The 21,074-nt window shown below is 36.2% G+C and carries 20 protein-coding genes and 1 riboswitch; of the genes, 7 read left to right on the top strand and 13 right to left on the bottom strand.

From position 1 onward, the window contains the following. Positions 1 to 32: 32 nt before the first annotated feature. Entirely contained in the window at positions 33 to 890 is an 858-nt protein-coding gene (accD, locus tag HCN53_RS11505) for an acetyl-CoA carboxylase, carboxyltransferase subunit beta (protein WP_042275894.1), read from the top strand. An 82-nt stretch (positions 891 to 972) separates the two neighbouring features. On the opposite strand, the gene HCN53_RS11500 is transcribed toward accD, so the two are convergent. Further along, complete coding sequence (locus tag HCN53_RS11500) at positions 973 to 2,553, bottom strand: 4Fe-4S binding protein (RefSeq protein ID WP_167343033.1); 1,581 nt, start codon at positions 2,551 to 2,553, stop codon at positions 973 to 975. A 4-nt stretch (positions 2,554 to 2,557) separates the two neighbouring features. Continuing rightward, on the bottom strand, positions 2,558 to 3,850 hold the full coding sequence (locus tag HCN53_RS11495) for an NAD(P)/FAD-dependent oxidoreductase (RefSeq protein ID WP_167343032.1): 1,293 nt from the start codon (positions 3,848 to 3,850) through the stop codon (positions 2,558 to 2,560). Between the two features lie 294 nt (positions 3,851 to 4,144). Here HCN53_RS11495 and HCN53_RS11490 point away from each other — a divergent pair, with 294 nt between their 5' ends. Both HCN53_RS11490 and HCN53_RS11485 read left to right on the top strand, forming a co-directional pair. After that, positions 4,145 to 5,107: a glycoside hydrolase family 113 gene (locus HCN53_RS11490; protein WP_167343031.1), complete on the top strand. Its 963-nt coding sequence runs from the start codon at positions 4,145 to 4,147 to the stop codon at positions 5,105 to 5,107. Positions 5,108 to 5,154: 47 nt separating this feature from the next. Beyond that, positions 5,155 to 6,807: a M1 family metallopeptidase gene (locus HCN53_RS11485; protein WP_167343030.1), complete on the top strand. Its 1,653-nt coding sequence runs from the start codon at positions 5,155 to 5,157 to the stop codon at positions 6,805 to 6,807. On the opposite strand, the gene HCN53_RS11480 is transcribed toward HCN53_RS11485, so the two are convergent. The 4 genes from HCN53_RS11480 to HCN53_RS11465 are packed head-to-tail and all read right to left on the bottom strand — an operon-like array spanning position 6,804 to position 9,014. Next, positions 6,804 to 7,694 carry a TIGR01777 family oxidoreductase gene (locus HCN53_RS11480; RefSeq protein ID WP_167343029.1) on the bottom strand — a complete coding sequence of 297 codons (891 nt, stop codon included), beginning with the start codon at positions 7,692 to 7,694 and terminating at the stop codon, positions 6,804 to 6,806. The genes HCN53_RS11485 and HCN53_RS11480 overlap by 4 nt on opposite strands. A 12-nt stretch (positions 7,695 to 7,706) precedes the next feature. Next, complete coding sequence (locus tag HCN53_RS11475; RefSeq protein WP_060523197.1) at positions 7,707 to 8,114, bottom strand: hypothetical protein; 408 nt, start codon at positions 8,112 to 8,114, stop codon at positions 7,707 to 7,709. A 1-nt stretch (position 8,115) separates the two neighbouring features. After that, positions 8,116 to 8,457 (bottom strand): hypothetical protein, encoded by a 342-nt coding sequence (locus HCN53_RS11470; protein ID WP_105018288.1) that lies wholly within the window; start codon positions 8,455 to 8,457, stop codon positions 8,116 to 8,118. Positions 8,458 to 8,507: 50 nt separating this feature from the next. Continuing rightward, positions 8,508 to 9,014 (bottom strand): GbsR/MarR family transcriptional regulator, encoded by a 507-nt coding sequence (locus tag HCN53_RS11465; RefSeq protein ID WP_167343028.1) that lies wholly within the window; start codon positions 9,012 to 9,014, stop codon positions 8,508 to 8,510. 102 nt (positions 9,015 to 9,116) lie between these two features. Here HCN53_RS11465 and HCN53_RS11460 point away from each other — a divergent pair, with 102 nt between their 5' ends. From HCN53_RS11460 to HCN53_RS11450, 3 genes are read left to right on the top strand one after another with little or no spacing between them, the layout of a single operon-like run. After that, entirely contained in the window at positions 9,117 to 9,773 is a 657-nt protein-coding gene (locus tag HCN53_RS11460; RefSeq protein WP_167343027.1) for an HD domain-containing protein, read from the top strand. 18 nt (positions 9,774 to 9,791) lie between these two features. Next, positions 9,792 to 10,607 (top strand): tRNA pseudouridine synthase A, encoded by an 816-nt coding sequence (locus HCN53_RS11455; protein ID WP_167343026.1) that lies wholly within the window; start codon positions 9,792 to 9,794, stop codon positions 10,605 to 10,607. 51 nt (positions 10,608 to 10,658) lie between these two features. Then, positions 10,659 to 11,243 (top strand): DUF2911 domain-containing protein, encoded by a 585-nt coding sequence (locus tag HCN53_RS11450; RefSeq protein ID WP_085774105.1) that lies wholly within the window; start codon positions 10,659 to 10,661, stop codon positions 11,241 to 11,243. 68 nt (positions 11,244 to 11,311) lie between these two features. On the opposite strand, the gene HCN53_RS11445 is transcribed toward HCN53_RS11450, so the two are convergent. The 6 genes from HCN53_RS11445 to HCN53_RS11420 form a co-directional block, all read right to left on the bottom strand. Continuing rightward, complete coding sequence (locus HCN53_RS11445; protein WP_042275921.1) at positions 11,312 to 11,635, bottom strand: 2Fe-2S iron-sulfur cluster-binding protein; 324 nt, start codon at positions 11,633 to 11,635, stop codon at positions 11,312 to 11,314. A gap of 6 nt (positions 11,636 to 11,641) precedes the next feature. After that, entirely contained in the window at positions 11,642 to 12,712 is a 1,071-nt protein-coding gene (locus HCN53_RS11440) for an NAD(P)/FAD-dependent oxidoreductase (protein ID WP_167343299.1), read from the bottom strand. 272 nt (positions 12,713 to 12,984) lie between these two features. Then, complete coding sequence (locus HCN53_RS11435; protein ID WP_167343025.1) at positions 12,985 to 13,395, bottom strand: RrF2 family transcriptional regulator; 411 nt, start codon at positions 13,393 to 13,395, stop codon at positions 12,985 to 12,987. Between the two features lie 40 nt (positions 13,396 to 13,435). Beyond that, a complete protein-coding gene (locus HCN53_RS11430; protein ID WP_167343024.1) occupies positions 13,436 to 14,518 on the bottom strand; it encodes an aspartate kinase in 1,083 nt (360 codons plus the stop codon). A gap of 13 nt (positions 14,519 to 14,531) precedes the next feature. Next, on the bottom strand, positions 14,532 to 15,515 hold the full coding sequence (locus HCN53_RS11425; RefSeq protein WP_167343023.1) for an alpha/beta fold hydrolase: 984 nt from the start codon (positions 15,513 to 15,515) through the stop codon (positions 14,532 to 14,534). A gap of 1 nt (position 15,516) precedes the next feature. After that, a complete protein-coding gene (locus HCN53_RS11420; protein ID WP_167343022.1) occupies positions 15,517 to 16,806 on the bottom strand; it encodes an O-acetylhomoserine aminocarboxypropyltransferase/cysteine synthase family protein in 1,290 nt (429 codons plus the stop codon). Between the two features lie 122 nt (positions 16,807 to 16,928). Then, positions 16,929 to 17,035: riboswitch (SAM riboswitch) on the bottom strand. A gap of 377 nt (positions 17,036 to 17,412) precedes the next feature. Here HCN53_RS11420 and metK point away from each other — a divergent pair. Beyond that, on the top strand, positions 17,413 to 18,669 hold the full coding sequence (gene metK / locus HCN53_RS11415) for a methionine adenosyltransferase (protein ID WP_167343021.1): 1,257 nt from the start codon (positions 17,413 to 17,415) through the stop codon (positions 18,667 to 18,669). 71 nt (positions 18,670 to 18,740) lie between these two features. Here the strand turns inward: metK and HCN53_RS11410 are convergent, their stop codons facing one another. Continuing rightward, positions 18,741 to 21,041: a sodium-translocating pyrophosphatase gene (locus HCN53_RS11410; protein WP_084692470.1), complete on the bottom strand. Its 2,301-nt coding sequence runs from the start codon at positions 21,039 to 21,041 to the stop codon at positions 18,741 to 18,743. Positions 21,042 to 21,074 lie beyond the last annotated feature (33 nt).

Genomic DNA, 21,074 nt, shown 5'->3' with positions numbered 1-21,074 from the left:
TCACCTTACAACCCTAAAATCATAACTTAATTATGGCTTGGTTTAAAAGAGATAAAAAAGGTATAACCACACCTACTGAGGCTAAAAAAGACACACCTAAAGGATTGTGGTACAAGTCACCTACTGGAAAAATAGTAGATGCAGAACAACTTAAAAACAACTTCTACGTAAGTCCAGAGGATGGATATCATGTACGTGTAGGAAGTAAAGAATATTTTGAAATCATGTTTGACAACAATGAATTCAAAGAACTTAATCCAGATATTCTTTCTAAAGATCCTCTAAATTTTGAGGATACTAAAAAGTACACTGACAGACTAGAAGCAGCTAAGAAAAAGACAGGTCTTAATGATGCTGTGCGTACTGCTGTTGGTAAATCAAATGGACACGACCTTGTCATTGCTTGTATGGACTTTTCTTTCATTGGTGGTTCGATGGGTAGTGTCGTAGGTGAAAAAATTGCTCGTGCTGCAGACTATTCGTTAAAGAACAACATTCCATTTATGATCATTTCAAAATCTGGTGGTGCTCGTATGATGGAAGCTGCTTTATCCCTAATGCAACTTGCAAAAACAAGTGCAAAACTTGCTCAACTTGCTGAGGCTGGTATACCATACATCTCATTGTGTACAGACCCAACGACCGGTGGTACAACCGCTTCATTTGCAATGCTAGGTGATATTAACATTGCAGAGCCTGGTGCACTTATCGGTTTTGCTGGCCCTAGAGTTGTTCGTGACACGACAGGTAAAGAACTTCCTGAAGGTTTTCAAACAGCCGAGTTTGTATTAGAAAAAGGATTTTTAGACTTTATCGTTCCTAGAAGTGAATTGAAGAAAAAAGTTAATCTATATCTAGGATTAATTTTAAATAGAGCAATAGCTATTTAAGGTTTCAACCTCATCTTATCATAAAAAAACGTTCTAGTTGATTCTAGAACGTTTTTTATTTAAACAGGTTTTCTAAATACCTTTATTTTTTTAGCAGGTCCATTAGGTCTACATCTTGTCCTAACAGCACATCCTTTGGATTTATACGTCCTTCTAATGGGCCATTCTCTAGTTTAAGAACACCACGTGGACATACAGCACTACAAACTCCACAGCCCACACAACTTGCTCTTACTATGTTCTCACCTTTTTGCGCATAGGCACGAACATCAATTCCCATTTCACAGTATGTAGAACAATTACCACATGAGATACATTGACCTCCATTTGTAGTGATTCTGAATTTAGAAAACAATCGCTGCTGTAAACCTAAAATTGCTGCCATCGGACAACCGAATCTACACCATACCCTACTTCCCATAATTGGATAAAAACCTGTTCCTACAACTCCGCTAAAAATAGATCCAATTAAAAATCCATACGTAGATCTTACTTCATGGGATTTGAAGAAAAACAAAGAATCGGTTTGAGAAAAGAAATGCATTGCTATAAAAGACAGTATAATCACAAGAAAACCAACTGCTCCAAATTTTGCATCTTTTTTTAATTCTTCTCTTCTAAATATCCATATAAACGCAAGCAACAACGTCAAGAAAACTGCTACTCCTATTAAAAAGGTTGTAGCGCTCAACCAATATTTTGATCCATCGCCTAAATACGAATGTATTACTCCCGTTGTGCTTGTAACGGCAAAAACCAGCACCGTGTGAACCAACCAACGTTCTACTTTCCAAGCCTTCCTTGATTTATCCGATAGTTGTCTGAATGCATCACCAGCGGTTTCTGCAAGTCCACCGCAACCGCAAACCCAACTGCAGTACCATCGTTTACCGTATTTATAAGTTAAAATAGGAGTAATTACAAAAATGGAAGCAATTCCCCATAACAGCAAGGTAAGACCTACACTACCATTTGCCAGCAATCCGTTTACATTCCATTGATCAAACAGATAATAATTAAGTGGCCAAATATTTTTAAGATCATAGTACGGCAAGTCACCGTTTAATCCAGCCATTATTTCAGGTATTAAAAATGCGAATGCTGTTTGAAAAAACATAACGCTATAGGTACGTAATCGTTCATACCTATTGTGACGGTATTTCATCAAAAACTTTATCCCAAAAGATATTATAGCTATAGTATAAAGAACACCATAAACAAACCATTGACTTGCAGGTTGACCCTTTAACAAATAAGACAATGGATCAAACAATCCAATTAGCCCTGTATTTGCTGCCCCATCTGAACCTTGTCCTAAATATTGAGGATAGAAATAAAGGACTATATAAAAACCACATAAGCCTACCGCAGATAACCATCCTAATAAACCACGACTTGATATAGATTTAAACCAGACTCCATTATTTTTAATTCCTGGCTGCGTGGTTTTATATTGAGAACGGGCAAACCAGATTATCCCACCTGCAATCATTGAGAGACTAATGGTAAGCCATAGAGCTTTATTAGGAAAAGTGATATTGAATATTGATAATACCAGTATTCCCAAACCAAACAAACCAATCGCAGATCCTACTTTTTGACCAGTGTTAAATGCTTTAGGCGGCTCACCTGTTAAAGCCATATTACGTTGATACGTACTCATAATATTAGTTTGTTAATAGATTAGAAAATTGACTTTTTATATCGTGATAAGGTTCTTTAAAAAACTCTGGATTAAAGCAAGCATCCCTTAAGTTATGAACAACGTGATCTATAGTTTGTTCTTCATTAAGCCACTTATCAAAAACCTCATGACGCATGCGTATATTAAACGTATTAATACCGATAAATTTACGTGAGGCTATTTCATACTCAATAGTTATCATACTACGCCCATCATTACCTTTCCATGTAAAATGATCATTTCCTTCCTTAGGGTTATTCCATACCCAACCATAGGTTTGGTATTCAATCTCAAAAAATTTAGCACTATTAAACCAGTGACCAGGATTCCATCTTACAGGATTTCCACAAATGTTTTGAGCTACTACCTCACCCATCATCCTTCCTGTATACCATACAGCCTCAACCGCTTTGCGTTCACCGACAGGTTCTCGCTGTTCTGCACAATCTCCTATGGCATATATATTTGAAAAATTGGTTTGAAGATTACGATTAACCATAATACCACGATTATATTCAATACCGCTTTCTTTTAAAAATTCAATTTGCGGTCTTACTCCGGCACATAATCCTACAAGGTTGCAAGGAATTTCCTCACCCTTTTTTGTAATCACAGCTCTTACATGACCATTATCATCCGATAAAATCTCTTTGAGTTCTTCTTCTTCGCGCAAGTCTATGTGGTGCTCTTTTATATGATTAGAAATCATTGTAGCATTAGGCATCGGTAACACACCTCTCCAAAATCCTTTTTCCCTAACTAAAAAAGTTACTGGTATTTCACGAGTGTGTAGCATTTCTGCAAGCTCTACTCCTATTAAACCACCACCGATAATTACTGCTCGCTTACAAACTTTATTATTTGGTGCTGTTTGTTCTAATTGTAATAAATCTTGTTTACTTACCAAGCCTTGAACACCTTTTAAATCTTGTCCTGGCCAGCCAAATTTGTTAGGGATACTACCCGTAGCAAGAATTAACTTGTCGTAGGCTAAGTGGCTACCATCCTCAAACTCTATCTTATTCTCATTAGGAAGTATTTTATTTACATAAGCGTTCATTAATTCAATCCGATTCTCTTTCCAAAACCAATTTTCATAAGGTTGTGTGTGCTCAAACTTCATGTGTCCCATATAAACATACATAAGTGCTGTACGAGAGAAAAAGTAATCCGTTTCGGCCGAGATAATTGTAATGCGCTTATTCGAGTTTTTTCTAATATGTCTAGCTGCAGTAACACCTGCAATCCCATTACCTATTATAATAATATGTTCCATAGATGGCGATTGTGTTTACAAAGTACGATTAATTACGCTTTCGCGAAAGCGTAAACTATTCCCACCACATTACACATATTTCCTATTTAATGCTTAATGAACCCATGTATTTTTCAATCTATCGATAAAAGCAACTAAAAAGGAACGATTTATGTACCTTTAATTTTTCGTACAACTTAGTTAATGAATAAAGTCGCTACATATAAAAGTTTATTAAACTTTCTGATAATAGGTTGTTCTCTTCTTTTATTAATGTCCTGTTTGAACTCATCACAGTCAAACCAGACCGCCTTTTTGAACTCAAACTTACCTCAAACAATTAATAAAATAAATGGTATCTCATTTGTTGCTACCCGTAATCCTATTGATAAAAATGACGTACAACCACTAGTTCAATACAATGCTAATTATGTAGCTGTTATACCCTATGCCTGGATGCGTTCAATTGATAGTCCACAAGTTATATATGACCAAGATCACGGTTGGTGGGGCGAAAAACCGCATGGTGTATCACAAACCATTGACCTAATGAATGATCAAAATATAGAGGTAATGCTCAAACCTCAAATTTGGATAAACAAAGGAACCTACACCGGTACCATTCAATTAAAAACAAATGAAGATTGGCAAATTCTCGAAGACTCCTATCGTGAGTATATTTTGAGATTTGCTCGTATCGCACAAGAAAAAAAAGTAGGGCTATTTTGTATAGGAACAGAACTTGAATCCTTTGTAACTGCTAGACCAGACTACTGGAGACAATTAATTGAAGAAATCCGTACTATTTATAGAGGTGAAATCACCTATGCTGGTAACTGGGACAGTTATAAACAAGTTACATTTTGGGATGAATTGGATTATATAGGAGTAGACGCTTATTTCCCTGTTTGTAATAAAAAAACACCCGATATTGATAACATAAATCAAAGTTGGGATAAATGGAAAAAAGAATTAAAATCTTTCTCGACTAGCTTTAAAAAACAAATCCTGTTCACAGAATATGGTTATATAAGCGCAGATTATGCCGGAAAGGAACCATGGAAAAATGCCCAAGATCACCATGAAGTAAATGAAAAAGCTCAAGATATTTTATATCAATGCTTATTCGATAAGGTTTGGGGAGAATCCTGGATGGCAGGCGGTTTTTTATGGAAATACCATGCAGAAGATAGTAGATGGAGAGGTTTTGCAAAACGTTTTACGCCACAAGGAAAAATGGCTCAAAAAACAATTACTCAAGCATATCTTGAGCATTAAAAAAACATTCAGATAACAGATGGTATCGCATCTATAATCAATCTTTAATGAAGATTAATAAAACGTCGTTATACAAGGTAGTAACTCTAATTATATTTTGTTTAATTGGAATTCAAGCACAAGCACAGTTACTCCAAAATAAAAAACAATTTACAAGACAAGATAGCTTGAGAGGTGGTATTACTCCAGAACGTGCATGGTGGGAATTACAACGTTACGACCTAAGCGCTAAGGTAGAACCTGATGAAAAATTTATTTCTGGCAGCAACCAAATAACCTATAAGGTGCTTGCAAGTAATAATAAAATGCAGATTGATCTACAGGAGCCTATGCTCATTACCAAAGTAGTTCAAAATGATAAGGAATTAAAGTTCACCCGTGATGGTAATGTCTATTATATTCTTTTACAAGACAAGCAACTGGTAGCTACCACAAAAACTATTACGGTATTTTTTAAAGGACATCCCAGAGAAGCAAAAAATGCTCCATGGGACGGCGGCTTTTCATGGAAAAAAGACGAAAAAGGGAACCATTTCATCGCAACTTCAAATCAAGGTTTGGGAGCAAGTGTATGGTGGCCATGTAAAGATCATATGTATGAAGAAGCAAAAGGTATGACAATATCAGTAAACGTACCTTCCAATTTAATGAACGTGTCCAATGGTAGATTAATTAAGGTTAAAGAACTCATTGACAACACCACAACATATACCTGGCAAGTGACAAACCCTATAAATAATTACGGTGTCAACATCAATATAGGTAACTACACCCATTTCGGTGAAGTCTACTCTGGTGAAAAGGGTGATCTACATATGGATTATTATGTTCTGGAACATCATCTAGAAAAAGCAAAAAACCATTTTACCGATGCCCCAAAAATGATGAAAGCTTTTGAACACTGGTTTGGACCTTATCCTTTTTATGAAGACAGTTTTAAACTAGTTGAGGTTCCCTATTTAGGTATGGAACATCAAAGTTCTGTCACTTATGGAAATAAGTTCAAACAAGGCTATTTGGGCAGAGATTTATCGGGCACTGGCTGGGGTTTAAAGTTTGATTTTATTATCATTCATGAAGCTGGTCATGAGTGGTTTGCAAACAGCATAACCAATAAGGACATTGCAGACATGTGGATTCATGAAAGTTTTACAGCCTACAGTGAAAGTTTATTTCTAGACTATTATTATGGCAAGCAAGCTGCACAAGAGTATATCATAGGTACTCGCAGAACTATTCAAAATGACAGACCTTTAATAGGGCATTATAACGTTAATCATGAAGGTAGTGGCGACATGTATTACAAAGGAGCCAATTTATTACATACCATACGCACACTAGTAGATGATGACGATAAATGGAGATCAATACTGCGCGATATGAATAAAACTTTTTACCATCAAACAGTTACTACTAAACAAATAGAGGATTTTTTAATTGAAAAAACGAGTATTGCGCTACAAAAAGTTTTTGATCAATACTTAAGAGATACTCGTATTCCTAAATTAGTTCTTAAAAGTAAAGGAAATAAACTTGTTTATTATTGGGAAAATACGGTCGATGATTTTAGCATGCCTGTAGATGTTTATATAGGTAACAATAAACAACGTATCATACCGACTACAAAAAAACAAACCATGAAATTGTCGTCTAAGTTTAACGAGGTCAACGTAGACGACAATTATTATATACAGAGTTAAATCAAATCTTGTACAGCAGCATCATGGGTATTGTAGTCCCATTTAAAACCAGAATTTTCTAATTTCTCTGGTAATACAAACCTACTTTTTAGGACTAGCTCAGTCTCGGTTTTCATGAAAAGAGCACCTAGCTCTAGCAACCACCTAGGTTGTGATATGGCAATAGGTATTCCCAAACTCTTTTGTAGGTTAACCATAAAATCTTTGTTGCTCACAGGTTTAGGAGCCGTAACATTGACCACACCTTCCAATTCTGATTGAATTAAAAAGTCAACAGCGCGGCAAAAATCATCCACGTGTATCCAACTAATCATTTGTTGTCCTTTACCTTGCATTCCTCCTAATCCCACTTTAGTCAAACGTTTTATTACAGGAAAAGCGCCACCTGTAGCTCCTAAAACAATTGAAGTACGCATAGCAATCTTGCGAGTACCAGGCAATTCTTTGTTAAAGAAAACACGCTCCCATTCTTGAGCTACATTGGTAGAAAAGTCATCACCTAGCACACCTTCTTTCTCCGTGTTTGGCCTGGTTTCAGAATGTCTATAAATAGTAGCGGTACTAGCATTTAACCAAACTCGTGGACGATTACTGCACTTTTCAACTGCTTTATGTAACACAGCAGTACTAGACAATCGGGACTTTAGAATTGCTTTCATATTAGCAGGATTGTACCTACAGTCTACGCTCTTACCTGCTAAATTTATGATAACATCAACGGTTTCCAGTTCCTTTTCCCATTCTCCCAGATTCTCACCATCCCAGTAGAGTGACTTAGAATCACGCTTTCGCGAAAGCGTAATCACCTCATGACCTTGTGCTTTTAAATATCTTGATAAAGATTTACCTAAAAACCCTGTTCCTCCTGGTATCAAAATTTTACTCATAATTCTTTATGTTTACTTAGATTCAGGTGATAAATAAATGGGTGTTTTTACGACAGTTTTTGATTGTTTGCTTTTTCTGCGACCTCTAAAAAAGAAAAACAGATTGATGAAAAGCATGACACCTAAATAGATAGAGAATCCACCAATCTTTGCGCTTAATACCTCTATAAGATTCTGATACGTGTTGTGCCATTTATAATCTGATATTTCTAGAATCCATAACCCAAAACCCAAATTCAACAGGTAAAATCCTATTTGAAAAAGATTGTTTGTTGAGGTTGCGATATCGTTTTTACCATGAAAAATATCGAGCATAAAAATCTTTGCATTTTTAAAAAGCGTACGCGATACATAATAGGTAAGTCCCAGCATGATAGGTACATAAATAAAATAACCGATGATAATTTTTGAAGTTTCCATATTATTTGAATTTAAATTGATAGATAAGTTTAATAATGAGTAAATTGCTATAATGCAAGACAGCAAGTATGAGTAGAATCATTGAAAAGTGACTCGTTACGGATTGAACAACTCCTATGATATTTTGAACGTCTTCCCAGGTCGCAACGACAGTTACTCCATAACCTAGATTGATTAAATAATAAGCCACTAATAACACATCGTTGATGCTTTTTGAAAACTCAGCATCTGTAGGAAAAAAAGCATCGGTGTATACCCGTCCATGACGGTAACACAAATGTCCAATGCGTAAAATCACTGTCACTAGTAATACGGTGTAAATGGCATAAGCAATTAAGTTCATAATTTTTATATTTTCAGAAATTATTGAAAGTTATAATGAAATAAAAAAGACTATGAAATAGCCTTTATCATTTTCTTCAGGTAACTATTGCTATTAATCCTGCTTGCAAGATTCAATAAATTTTCCATTTGCGCGACAAATTCTTCTAGGTCTTTTATCAATACCTGAAAATGTTTCACCTCATCATCCTTACCTTCTAATTCTGTTTTCTTTAGATCTTTTAATAAAGAAAGTACAGGTTCTATCTCCCTACGTTTTCTCTCCTCCATAATATGCTGTGCCATAGAATATATGTCATGAATGGCCTCAAAAAACTCTTTGCGCTCACCTAATACCGTCTTCTTGCGTACAAGACGCCAGTTAATCAATTCACGTACATTGGTATTCACATTTCCTCTAGAAAGCTGTGTACGACCCATGATGTCATCAGTACTTAAACCATTGGGCGAGGCCAGTAGTAAAGCGTGAATTTGCGCCATACTCTTAGAAATTCCCCATGAGCTGCCTAATGAGCCCCATGCTTGAATAAATTGACCTTGTGCTTCCTGTAATTTCATAGTTCAAATATAAACTTATTTTTTATATTTTCAATATTTTCTGAAAGTTTAATTTTATTTTGATTATTCCGCTTTCGCGAAAGCGCACTACCTTTATCCCTTATGAACTACACACCTATCATTGAACAAACTATAAGTTTTGTCAAATCTGAATTACACGACGCAGAAGGCGGTCACGACTGGTTTCACGTTGAGCGAGTGTGGCGTAATGCTCAACTTATTGCGGCGCAAGAAAATGACTGCGATAAACTAGTAGTAGAACTGGGCGCTTTACTTCATGATATTGCCGATTCAAAATTTCATGATGGCAACGAGGAAGCCGGTCCTATCAAAGCAACAACTTTTCTTAAAGGATTAGGTGTTGACGATTCTATTATAGACCACGTGGTGCAAATAATACGTCATGTATCCTATAAAGGTGGACATACTACCGGATCCTTTAACAGTATAGAGCTACAAATAGTTCAAGATGCCGATAGGTTAGACGCATTGGGTGCCATAGGAATTGCACGTACCTTTAACTACGGCGGTTATAAAAACAATGTTCTTTACAACCCAGAAATTCCTCCCAATCTTACTATGAGTAAAGAAGAGTATAAAAAGGGTAATAACCCTACTATCAATCATTTTTACGAAAAACTACTGCTACTTAAAGACCTCATGAACACCTCTACTGGAAAGCGACTGGCACAATCACGACATAATTTTATGGAAAACTTTCTTGAACAGTTCTATGCAGAATGGAATGGAGAGCAATAGTCAAAAGTAAAAGATCTTATGAAAAAGAATGATCCCTTTTTACAGTTAAGCAGACAGTACTTTCTGATCAAATTGCAATATTTAGGTTTTAGATTTCACGGATGGCAACAACAACCTAATGATATTCCTACAGTCGAACGCATGATTAATAGAACGCTTAGGTTTGTTTTTGACCATAATGATTTTAAAGTAGTTGCAGCTGGTAGAACAGATTCAAAGGTATCTGTTAATGAAACCTGGGTAGAACTTTTTCTCGATGCAAAGGAACCTTTAAATCAAGAGCACTTTTTAGAACAATTTAATTTAAACTTACCTAGTGATATAAGAGCTTTAGAAATAAAGAAAACCACTGCAGACTTTAATGTTATCCAGCATCCTAAAATTAAAGAGTACATCTATTTATTCTCTCATGGAGAGAAGTTTCATCCTTTTTGTGCGCCATTAATGGTTTACATGAAGGATGAACTCAATATAGAACTCATGCAACAAGCTGCCCAGATGTTTGTAGGAACTCATGATTACTGGTCCTACACCTATAAACCTAAACCTACTACAAATACAATTTGCACCATCGAAAGTGCAGTGATTGAGGAGAATGAAATGTATACAGCAAACTTTTTTCCTGAAATCAGTTATGTTTTTCGAGTACGAGGCAGCGGTTTTAAAAGGTATCAAATTAGGCTTATGATGGGGATTCTCTTTGATATAGGGCATGAAAAGATTTCACTTGATGAGTACAAAAAAACATTAATAGGAAGTAATAGAATTCATTTGAGTCATGTTGCTCCACCTAGTGGTTTACAACTGTTTAAGACAGATTTAACAAGGCAGTGATACTTCTGTGAGAACAATTCATTTAGTTTAGACCTTTTAAAACCCGATATTATGAAAACAAAAATTCTATTAATGGCATTTTTAATAGGTGCCGGAAGTTTATTTGCCCAAGAATTGGATGATAAGCTTGATAAAAGTCCTATGGATGCTACTTTTTATCCAGCTGAAGCTGCTAAGAGAGCGTTTAGAAAGGGCGTTACTGCTCCAAAGGTTAGAGTATTATATTCAAGACCAGCATTAAAAGGCAGAGAAATATTTAAAAAAGAAAAAGAAGATAAAGGTATCACCATGTATGGTCAAGCATGGCGATTAGGAGCTAATGAGAGTACCGAATTATTATTAATGCAAGACGCAATGATAGGCGGTAAAAAAATTGCTGCAGGTAGATATACGATTGTGGTAACTCCACATGAGGATTATTGGGTATTCCACATCAATTCAGAAAACGATGGATGGGGAAACTATGGACATAAACCGGAATTAGATCTTGTAACTGTAAAAGTTCCAGTAAAAAATGTTGAAAATAGTCTAGAACATCTTACAATCGCATTATACTCTCCTAATGAAGACAATGTAATTCATTTAAAAGTGGGTTGGGGAACTTACCGTGCTGAAATGCCAATTACGCTCATGTAATTGAAGTAACATAAACAAAAAAAGCTGACTTAAAAGTCAGCTTTTTTTGTTAGTAATTTAAACGGTTATTATTCTTCAGGAGCTAACTCAATAACTAGACCATCAAGCTCTTCGGTAATTGGAATTTGACAACCTAATCTAGAATTATCTTTTACAAAACTAGCTTCCCACAACATAGCTTCCTCGTCATCATTGCGTTCTCCTAGATCATGATCACTAATTATATAACATTGACAAGTGGCACACATTGCCATTCCACCACATGTAGCCTGTACAGGAAGTTCGTATGACTTACAAATTTCCATTACATTCATATTCATATCTGTAGGAGCAAGTAGTTCATGCTTCTCTCCTTCTCTATCAATCACGGTAATAGTTACATCGACTGCCATATTGCATTAAGCTTTTTGACCTATTTTTTTTACAACAGCTTTTTCAGCAACTTTATGCGATCCATCAAAACCAGATACACCACCTACTGTTGTATATTTCATAACATATCTTTTGTCTGGAAATATACGTTGATAAGCACTTTGACACATTAAAGTTGCCTCATGAAAACCACAGAGTATTAATTTCAATTTCCCTGGATATGTGTTAACATCACCAATAGCATAAATTCCCGGTATGTTAGTTTGATAATCTAGAGTGTTGTCAACCTTAATAGCATTTTTTTCAATCTCTAATCCCCAATCGGCGATTGGACCCAATTTTGGGGCAAGCCCGAATAATGGAATGAAGGCATCACAGTCAATCACCTCCATTCTTTTTGCTTTATCATTATGCTGAATTTCAACAGACTCCACTCTACTCTCACCATTTATCGCCTTCACTTCTGCAGGAGTAATTAACCTAATTTTATCCTGCTCAACTAGTTCTTGAACTTTTTCAACGCTATCTAATGCACCTCTAAATTCTTCTCTCCTATGAACTAGTGTCACTTCACTAGCAACATCGGCCAAATAAATAGTCCAATCCAAAGCACTATCGCCACCACCAGCAATTACTACTTTTTTATCGCGATAATCCTCTGGATTTTTAATCATGTAGACTAGACCATTGTCTTCATACTTGTCTAGATTTTCAATAGCTGGTTTACGCGGTTCAAAGGATCCCAATCCACCAGCAATCGCCACTATTTTTGTGTGATGCTGCGTTCCCTTATTTGTAGTAACTATAAAGGAACCATCTTCTTGTTTCTCTATAGTTTGTGCTCTTTCTCCTAATGTAAAACCAGGTTGAAAAGGCTCTATTTGTTTCATTAGATTATCGATCAAATCACCAGCAAGAACATCTGGAAAGCCAGGAATATCATAAATGGGTTTTTTAGGATATAGTTCGGTAAGCTGCCCACCTGGTTGCGCAAGTGCATCAATTATATGACATTTAAGTTTAAGTAATCCAGCTTCAAAAACCGCAAATAATCCTGTGGGACCAGCACCGATAATAAGAATATCGGTTGTAATCATTTCTTTACTCATGATTTGATTTGTATTATACTACAAAGGTCGCTATCAACGTATTGCTATCCAAATAAAAGCAGACAATGTTAAAAAGAAATGATCTTAAAGTTTTGAGAAGAAAACAGTCAAGGAAGCGAGTGTAATAAAAAGAAAACAGCCCATCTTAATATCGTCAGATCACTCGCTTAACATGACCTTTCAAAACTATCGGTTAAAACTTAACGGTACGAATATACTTCATAAAGTAATACCCTACCAAAACAGTAGGGTATTATTTTTTACTTTAATAAATCTGCTAATGTTTGATTTTCTAATATAGCGAGTGTATTATCCCTTACTTGAGCCATAAGTCTATTCACACTGCAGGTTTCTTCGTCTTTACAGTCTTCGCACTTTTCATAAAAATTTAAACTTACACAAGGTAACATAGCAATAGGCCCTTCCAATATTCGGTGGACCGTACTCATTTTTATTTCATTAGGTGTAGTTAACAACAAGTATCCTCCACCTTTTCCCTTACGACTGGTAAGAATGTCCTGCCTACGTAATTCAAGTAAGATGCTTTCTAGAAATTTATGTGGGATGTTTTCTGCTTTGGCAATTGTCGATATAGCTATAGGCTTTTCATTGCCGTTTTTTGCTAGATATGTGAGTGCTTTAATCCCGTATTTTGTTTTTCTGGATAACATAGCTGCTTAATTTTACACAACGGTAAATATAAAAAACCTTTTATCTTAAAACCGGTTGTCCAGTGGTCATTGCTACCTTTATGATATCTGATAATAGACCGCGAGCTGTCACCTGTTTACCAGCTCCAGCTCCTTGAATGACTAAGGGTTGTTTTCCGTAAGATTTTGTGTAAACCTCAAAAAAACCATCACTGCCTCGTAATAAACCAGCAGGCGATTGTTTATCTACTACTTCTAACTTTACTGTAAGACTTTCTTTTTTAAGATCAAGAATACCTAGATGGCGTAATACGCTATTTTCACCTAGATTCTTCTTTAAATTTTGAAAAGGTGTGTCAAGTTCGTTTATACGGTCAAGGAATTCTTGCTTTCCAATATTCCTTAATTCAACTGGTACTAGATTATCGACCTCAATATCATCCAATTCGATCACATACCCTGCTTCACGTGCCAATATCAGTAATTTTCTAGCAACATCCATTCCAGACAAATCATCTCTAGGATCTGGCTCGGTATAACCATCTACAAGTGCGTCCTGTAACAACTGTGAAAATTGTTTCTCTTCTTGAGAAAAACGTGAAAAAATATAGCCTAGAGAACCAGAAAAAACTCCTGATATTTTCACGATCTCTTCACCGCTTTTATACAATTGCTTTATCGACTCTACAATAGGTAAAGCTGCACCTACATTAGTCTCGTATTCAAACCGTAAATCCTTAAAAGCCGCTATTTCACGAATTTCTTTGTAGTAGGTATAATTTAATGTGTTTGCAATTTTATTAGCTGTCACGATATGAAAACCCTTTGATAACAACTCTACGTAATAAAGGCTTAAATCTTTACTCGCGGTAGCGTCTACGGCAATTTTAAAATCTGGAATAGTGGCAAACGATTCATAAAAAGCATCGGGCTTGCGATCCATACCTTTAGATTTAAATTCATTTTGCCAGTCCTCATCAACACCCGATTCCTTTAAAACAGTATGTGTGCTGTTGGCCAAACCTACAATTCGTAGATCTAATTCGTGTTTTTCTTTGAAGAAGGTATGGGATTCAAGAACCTGTTCTATTAGAGTTTTACCCACATTTCCTATTCCAAAAATATATAAGTGTACTAGTTTCATCCTTTTAGTATTTTTAAGCAAGTGCTTTTGTTTCTGAAACCAAATGAAGTTTCACGCGTTTTTTTACAATCCGTTTTAAAATATTAATTAATTGATCGTGTTCAATGAGAAATGCATCGTGACCGTGAACAGATTGTATAATATTCAATGACGATGGAACCTTGTTTTTAATTGTTTCATACGTAGCTATATCTTCCTCAGCAAGGAAAAAACCGTCACTATTTATACAAATAATATCGATACTAGCTTTAGACTTAATAGCGATGGACTCAATATCATTGCTTCCATTTGTAACGTCAAATTGACTTAACAAATGATTTAAATGTCTGTATGCTGGTAGTGTAAATCGTTCTTGTAATGCAAGACCATGATAATTTAACCATGCTTGTACAGTTCCAGCATCTTTTTCAAATTTTTGATTAATGCCTGCTGGCGATCTATATAACGTCATCGCATGTTGTCTAGCTGTTTCAATAGGTTTATCACTGTTTTCTAAAATGGTTTGTTGTACATGACAACACGCTTGTAACCATAAAGTAGACTTCCAGTCTGCAGCAATAGGAACAATACTTTTAATTAGGGACGGCGCAATCGTAATTAACTCCCATAGTACAGCTCCACCTATACTTCCTCCTAAAGCTAGGTCAATGGTTGAGATGTTTAAGGTGTTGATCGCTTTCGCGAAAGCGTATCCCACATCTTTTAAATTCCAATCTTGATAATTAAAGATAAGCTCATCAACTTCTTCTGAGTATCCGTTTCCCGGTATATCAAAGGTCAATACGGTATAACGATCAAGGTCGATGACCTTTCCCAAACCTACCAATTGTGGCCACCAAGAAGTAACATTTGAATTGCCCGTGAGTGCATGAGTAATCAGAATTATGGGCGCGGTATGTAGTTCACGCCCAAAAATCTGATAGGAAACACTAATATCTTGAATTTTACCAGATACTGTTTTAAAGTCTGGAATTCTCACTTTTTTTAACTGTGACATATTAAATTTTTACAGTTTGTGATACTTTTTCAAAAGCAGATTCTAGATCGGCTATTAAGTCATCAACGCTTTCTAGACCTACCGAAAGTCGAATTAAATCTTTTGAAACACCTGTACTTAATTGCTGTTCATCAGACAATTGTTGGTGTGTGGTACTGGCAGGATGTATAATTAGAGATTTTGTATCGCCTATATTAGCTAAAAGCGAAAACAACTCCGTTTTATCGGCGATAGTTTTTGCTCCTTCAAAACCGGACTTTACTCCAAAGGTGACGATTCCACTTTGTCCTTTAGGCAAGTACTCTTGGGCAAGCTGATAATACTTACTCGATGATAGACCAGGATAATTAACCCAGGCAACTTCTTCCCTTGACTCTAACCAATTTGCGATTTTAAGTGCATTCTCAGAATGCTTTTGGATTCGTAACTCTAGAGTTTCTAGGCCTTGTATGATTTGCCATGCATTGAATGGTGAAATTGCCGCACCTAAATCTCTCAAACCTTCAATTCGCACCTTGGCAATAAATGCTGCCGCTTCTAAAGCCTCACTATACACAAGACCATGATAGCCCGGTGAAGGCTCTGTAAATTCAGGGAATTTACCATTTGTCCAATCAAACGTTCCCGCATCTATAATAATTCCTCCTAGCGCTGTTCCATTCCCATTTATGTATTTTGTAAGTGAGTGGATAACAATATTTGCACCATGTTCAATAGGGTTGAGTAAAAAAGGTGTTGCAACGGTATTATCAACAATTAACGGCACCTTTGCTTGTTGAGCTTGTGAACTTATTTTTTTAAGGTCGAGCACATCTAGTTTGGGATTTCCAAGTGACTCTACAAAAACAGCTCTGGTGTTTTCTTGTAACGCATTGATAAAAGAATCTGGCTCATTAGGATCTACAAAAGTGGTGGTAATCCCAAGTCTTGGTAAGGTTACTGATAGTAGGTTATAAGTACCACCATAAAGAGAATTGCTTGCAATAATATGATCACCAGCTCGCAATAAAGTTAGTAAGGTAGTTGATATCGCACTTGTACCAGATGCTGTGGCTACAGCAGCAATACCACCTTCTAGGGCAGCTAATCGCTGCTCAAGAACATCTACTGTAGGGTTGTTAATCCTAGTATAAATAAAACCAGGTTCAGCTAGTGAAAATAAATTTGCAGCATGATCGCTGTTATTAAAGACATAGCTTGTGGATTGATACAAGGGTACTGCTCTTGTACCAGCGTTTGCTTTAAAATCATGACCTGCGTGTAATGAAGTTGTTGAAAATTTTTGTGACATTGTAATTGTTTAAAAAAATTAATTAAATGCCCAAAACCGTATGAAATAGATATCCTCTTGCTCTATGCAAGAATCGATAAATCAAAAAAGAAACGTAATGGAGTAGTTACCTACTGGCCTGCGTATCATCTCTCCTATTAACTAGGCAGAAAGTAGCACCTTCTTAATTTAGAATTAAGGGTTGCTAAGGAGTCATCGGGTCTGTTCCCTCGTCCTTTCTTGATAATTTCAGTATGGTAATGAACGTGAGTACAAATATTCAAAAAGAAATTTTACAATTCCAAAGTTTTAATGAAATTTAATCCCTATTAATTTACTAGGATTTACAAATAGCTGTTTTTAAATACATTACACCTAATTAAAATAAAGTTAAACTCTCAAATTGTTAATTTAATATGAACTCTTAATAACTATTAATTTAATAACTCTTACATTTGTTGCCGATTAAACGAGGACAGATTTGGCTGATTGCGACCTCGAATTGAGATTTCTTAATTCATAAACGCTAAAACAGTAAGACTATCTAACTATACAGCCCAATTTTGTTCTTAATTATTAATGCGTAGTATGCTTTAAGGTATGCTTTCGCGAAAGCGTAATAAAAATATGCCCTATTTATTTACAAGTGAATCTGTGAGTGAAGGTCACCCAGATAAAGTCGCAGATCAAATAAGCGACGCTTTATTAGATAATTTTCTTGCTTTTGATCCAGAATCAAAAGTTGCTTGTGAAACTCTTGTCACAACTGGTCAAGTAGTTCTTGCCGGCGAGGTAAAAACTGATTCTTACATTGATGTTCAACACATCGCAAGAGATGTAATTAACCGTATAGGTTATACTAAAGGAGAATATCAATTTTCTGGAGATTCATGTGGTGTTATTTCTTTAATACATGAACAATCTCAAGACATAAATCAAGGTGTGGATAGAGCTACAAAAGAAGAACAAGGAGCAGGTGACCAAGGAATGATGTTTGGTTATGCTACGAATGAAACTGAGAATTTCATGCCACTAGCACTGGATATCTCGCACAAAATATTAATCGAACTAGCAGCCTTACGCAGAGAAAATAAGGATATTACTTATTTAAGACCAGATGCCAAATCACAAGTAACTATTGAATACAGTGATGATAATGTACCCCAACGTATAGATGCTATAGTAATATCTACACAACACGATCCGTTTTCTAATAATGATAATGAGATGTTATCGAAAATTAAAAAAGATCTTGTTGAAATTTTAATTCCTAGAGTTATCGCCCAGCTTCCAGAGTATGCTCAAAAGCTGTTTAATGATAATATCACCTATCACATCAATCCGACTGGAAAATTTGTAATTGGTGGTCCTCATGGAGATACTGGACTTACTGGACGTAAAATAATTGTAGACACTTATGGTGGTAAAGGAGCTCACGGTGGTGGAGCGTTTTCTGGTAAAGATCCTTCTAAAGTAGATCGCAGTGCTGCCTATGCTGCTAGACATGTTGCAAAAAATTTAGTTGCGGCAGGACTTGCAAGCGAGGTGCTTATACAAGTAAGTTATGCAATAGGTGTGGTAGAACCTACCTCAATCCTAGTAGACACTTATGGAACCGCAAATGTTGAAATGACTGATGGTGAGATTTCTAAAATCGTAGCCGAGATATTTGATATGAGACCTGCGGCAATAGAAAGTAGGTTGAAATTACGTAACCCGATTTATGAAAAAACAGCGGCTTATGGTCACATGGGTCGTGAACCTTATGTTGAAAAACGTGTTTTTGAAAGCCCTTATAAAGGTCGAGTAGAAAAGGAAGTTGAATTTTTCACTTGGGAAAAACTGGACTATGTAGACCAAGTTAAAGAAGCTTTTAATTTATAAGCTTTATAAGTGTTTCAATAAAAAAAGGGTAGCTTTTAAAAGCTACCCTTTTTTTATTGAGATAGATTTTTTTATCTGTATTCGATGGTAACTACCTCTTCTTTAACAGGCTCAACAATTAATTCCTTTTTAGTCTGATCCTCGTTATTAACTTGTGCATCTTCAGAATGACCGCCTAATATAGGAGCCACTACTAAACCAATTAAACAAGTCAATTTAATCAAAATATTCATGGAAGGACCAGATGTATCCTTAAATGGATCTCCTACTGTATCACCAGTTACTGCAGCCTTATGAGCATCTGACCCTTTGTATGTCATTTCACCGTTGATTTCAACACCTGCTTCAAAAGACTTTTTAGCATTGTCCCAAGCGCCACCAGCATTGTTTTGGAAAATTGCCCAAAGAACACCACTTACCGTTACACCAGCCATATAACCACCTAACATCTCGGCAATAGCAAGATGATCCATTCCAAATATCATAGGGACAAATGCAATAATCAATGGAAAACCTATGGTTAACAAACCAGGTAGTAACATTTGTTTTAAAGATGCCTGAGTTGATATAGCTACACATTTATCGTACTCTGGCTTTCCAGTTCCTTCCATTATTCCAGCTATTTCCTTGAATTGACGACGTACCTCATAAACCATTTCCATAGCTGCCTTACCTACCGCATTCATGGCAAGTGCGCTAAATACAACAGGCACCATGCCTCCTACAAATAACATCGCAAGAACAGGAGCCTTATAGATATTGATACCGTCTATTCCTGTGAATGTAACATAGGCTGCAAACAAGGCTAATGAGGTTAATGCTGCCGATGCAATTGCAAAACCTTTTCCGGTTGCTGCCGTAGTATTACCTACTGAATCCAATATATCAGTACGTTCTCTTACGATAGGGTCTTGTTCACTCATTTCGGCAATACCACCAGCATTATCAGAAATTGGTCCAAAGGCATCAATTGCTAATTGCATTGCAGTTGTAGCCATCATTGCACTTGCTGCAAGCGCAACACCATAGAAACCAGCAAAAGCATAAGATGCCCAAATCGCTCCGGCAAATAAAATTACTGAAGGAAAGGTAGAAATCATTCCCGTAGCTAGACCTGCAATAATGTTTGTTCCTGCACCGGTTGAAGATTGTTGTACAATCTTAAGAATTGGTCTTTTTCCCAAACCAGTATAATATTCTGTAACCGAGGATATAACTGCACCTACTACTAATCCAACAAGAGTTGCTAGAAAAACATTAAAAGAAGAAACCTCAACAGGATTTGTTATACCAAAGAAATCCATTTTCATCGTTTCTGGCAACATCCAGGTACACAGGCCATAACAGGCTATTGCTACAAGAACAATAGATGTCCAGTTTCCTATATTTAAAGCACCCATTACCTGAGCTTCTTTAGCCTCATTACTTTTAATTTTAACAAGCATCGTACCTATTACAGATATGATGATACCTACACCTGCAATTGCCATAGGTAATAAGATAGGACCTATTCCTCCAAACCCTTCACTAGTTATATCACCACCCATATCTCTAATTACATAATTTCCTAAAACCATAGCTGCTAGAACCGTTGCCACATAGGATCCAAAGAGGTCTGCGCCCATTCCTGCTACATCACCTACATTATCCCCAACATTATCTGCAATGGTTGCTGGATTACGAGGATCATCCTCGGGAATGCCAGCTTCTACTTTACCTACTAGATCTGCTCCAACGTCGGCTGCTTTAGTATATATTCCACCACCTACTCTAGCAAACAGTGCAATCGATTCTGCTCCAAGTGAAAAACCTGCTAGTGTTTCCAGTACAATAGTCATAAGATCTCCTGCTGTTCTTGTTTCACCCATAAATTCTGTTGCAGCCCATTCCCCATTCATAAATAACTGGAAAAACAAGATAAAGAATGCTGTGAGTCCTAATACAGCTAGACCAGCTACTCCTAGACCCATTACTGTTCCTCCACCAAATGAAATTCCAAGGGCTTTAGGCAAGCTCGTTTTTGCAGCTTGTGTAGTTCTAACGTTAGTTTTTGTAGCTATCTTCATTCCAATATTACCAGCATAAGCAGAGAAGACGGCTCCGAAAACAAAAGCAATAACAATCATCCAGTGTGTAGTAGGGACAACTACTGATACAATCGCCAGTAAAACACTGACAATGATTACAAAAATGGAAAGCAGTTTGTATTCTGCTTTTAAAAATGCGAGTGCACCTTCATAAATATGATCCGAAATTTCTTTCATCGTTCCATCTCCAGCATCTTGTTTCATAACCCAAGATTTTTTGATGACCATATAAACTAGGCCTAAAAGCGCCAGTGCAACTGGCAAATAAATCATGTATGATTCCATAAGTAATAAAATTGTTTGGTTTAAAATCTTGCT

Source organism: Nonlabens sp. SY33080 (genome assembly GCF_011784885.1).
Classification (GTDB): domain Bacteria; phylum Bacteroidota; class Bacteroidia; order Flavobacteriales; family Flavobacteriaceae; genus Nonlabens; species Nonlabens tegetincola.
This window is presented reverse-complemented; position numbering and strand designations above follow the sequence as displayed.

Excerpts from the sequence above, each read along its gene's own strand:
- accD (WP_042275894.1), top strand. The coding sequence starts at position 33 with ATGGCTTGGTTTAAAAGAGATAAAAAAGGTATAACCACACCTACTGAG.
- HCN53_RS11500 (WP_167343033.1), bottom strand. The coding sequence starts at position 2,553 with ATGAGTACGTATCAACGTAATATGGCTTTAACAGGTGAGCCGCCTAAA.
- HCN53_RS11495 (WP_167343032.1), bottom strand. The coding sequence starts at position 3,850 with ATGGAACATATTATTATAATAGGTAATGGGATTGCAGGTGTTACTGCA.
- HCN53_RS11485 (WP_167343030.1), top strand. The coding sequence starts at position 5,155 with ATGAAGATTAATAAAACGTCGTTATACAAGGTAGTAACTCTAATTATA.
- HCN53_RS11480 (WP_167343029.1), bottom strand. The coding sequence starts at position 7,694 with ATGAGTAAAATTTTGATACCAGGAGGAACAGGGTTTTTAGGTAAATCT.
- HCN53_RS11475 (WP_060523197.1), bottom strand. The coding sequence starts at position 8,114 with ATGGAAACTTCAAAAATTATCATCGGTTATTTTATTTATGTACCTATC.
- HCN53_RS11470 (WP_105018288.1), bottom strand. The coding sequence starts at position 8,457 with ATGAACTTAATTGCTTATGCCATTTACACCGTATTACTAGTGACAGTG.
- HCN53_RS11465 (WP_167343028.1), bottom strand. The coding sequence starts at position 9,014 with ATGAAATTACAGGAAGCACAAGGTCAATTTATTCAAGCATGGGGCTCA.
- HCN53_RS11460 (WP_167343027.1), top strand. The coding sequence starts at position 9,117 with ATGAACTACACACCTATCATTGAACAAACTATAAGTTTTGTCAAATCT.
- HCN53_RS11455 (WP_167343026.1), top strand. The coding sequence starts at position 9,792 with ATGAAAAAGAATGATCCCTTTTTACAGTTAAGCAGACAGTACTTTCTG.
- HCN53_RS11450 (WP_085774105.1), top strand. The coding sequence starts at position 10,659 with ATGAAAACAAAAATTCTATTAATGGCATTTTTAATAGGTGCCGGAAGT.
- HCN53_RS11445 (WP_042275921.1), bottom strand. The coding sequence starts at position 11,635 with ATGGCAGTCGATGTAACTATTACCGTGATTGATAGAGAAGGAGAGAAG.
- HCN53_RS11440 (WP_167343299.1), bottom strand. The coding sequence starts at position 12,712 with ATGATTACAACCGATATTCTTATTATCGGTGCTGGTCCCACAGGATTA.
- HCN53_RS11435 (WP_167343025.1), bottom strand. The coding sequence starts at position 13,395 with ATGTTATCCAGAAAAACAAAATACGGGATTAAAGCACTCACATATCTA.
- HCN53_RS11430 (WP_167343024.1), bottom strand. The coding sequence starts at position 14,518 with ATGAAACTAGTACACTTATATATTTTTGGAATAGGAAATGTGGGTAAA.
- HCN53_RS11425 (WP_167343023.1), bottom strand. The coding sequence starts at position 15,515 with ATGTCACAGTTAAAAAAAGTGAGAATTCCAGACTTTAAAACAGTATCT.
- HCN53_RS11420 (WP_167343022.1), bottom strand. The coding sequence starts at position 16,806 with ATGTCACAAAAATTTTCAACAACTTCATTACACGCAGGTCATGATTTT.
- metK (WP_167343021.1), top strand. The coding sequence starts at position 17,413 with ATGCCCTATTTATTTACAAGTGAATCTGTGAGTGAAGGTCACCCAGAT.
- HCN53_RS11410 (WP_084692470.1), bottom strand. The coding sequence starts at position 21,041 with ATGGAATCATACATGATTTATTTGCCAGTTGCACTGGCGCTTTTAGGC.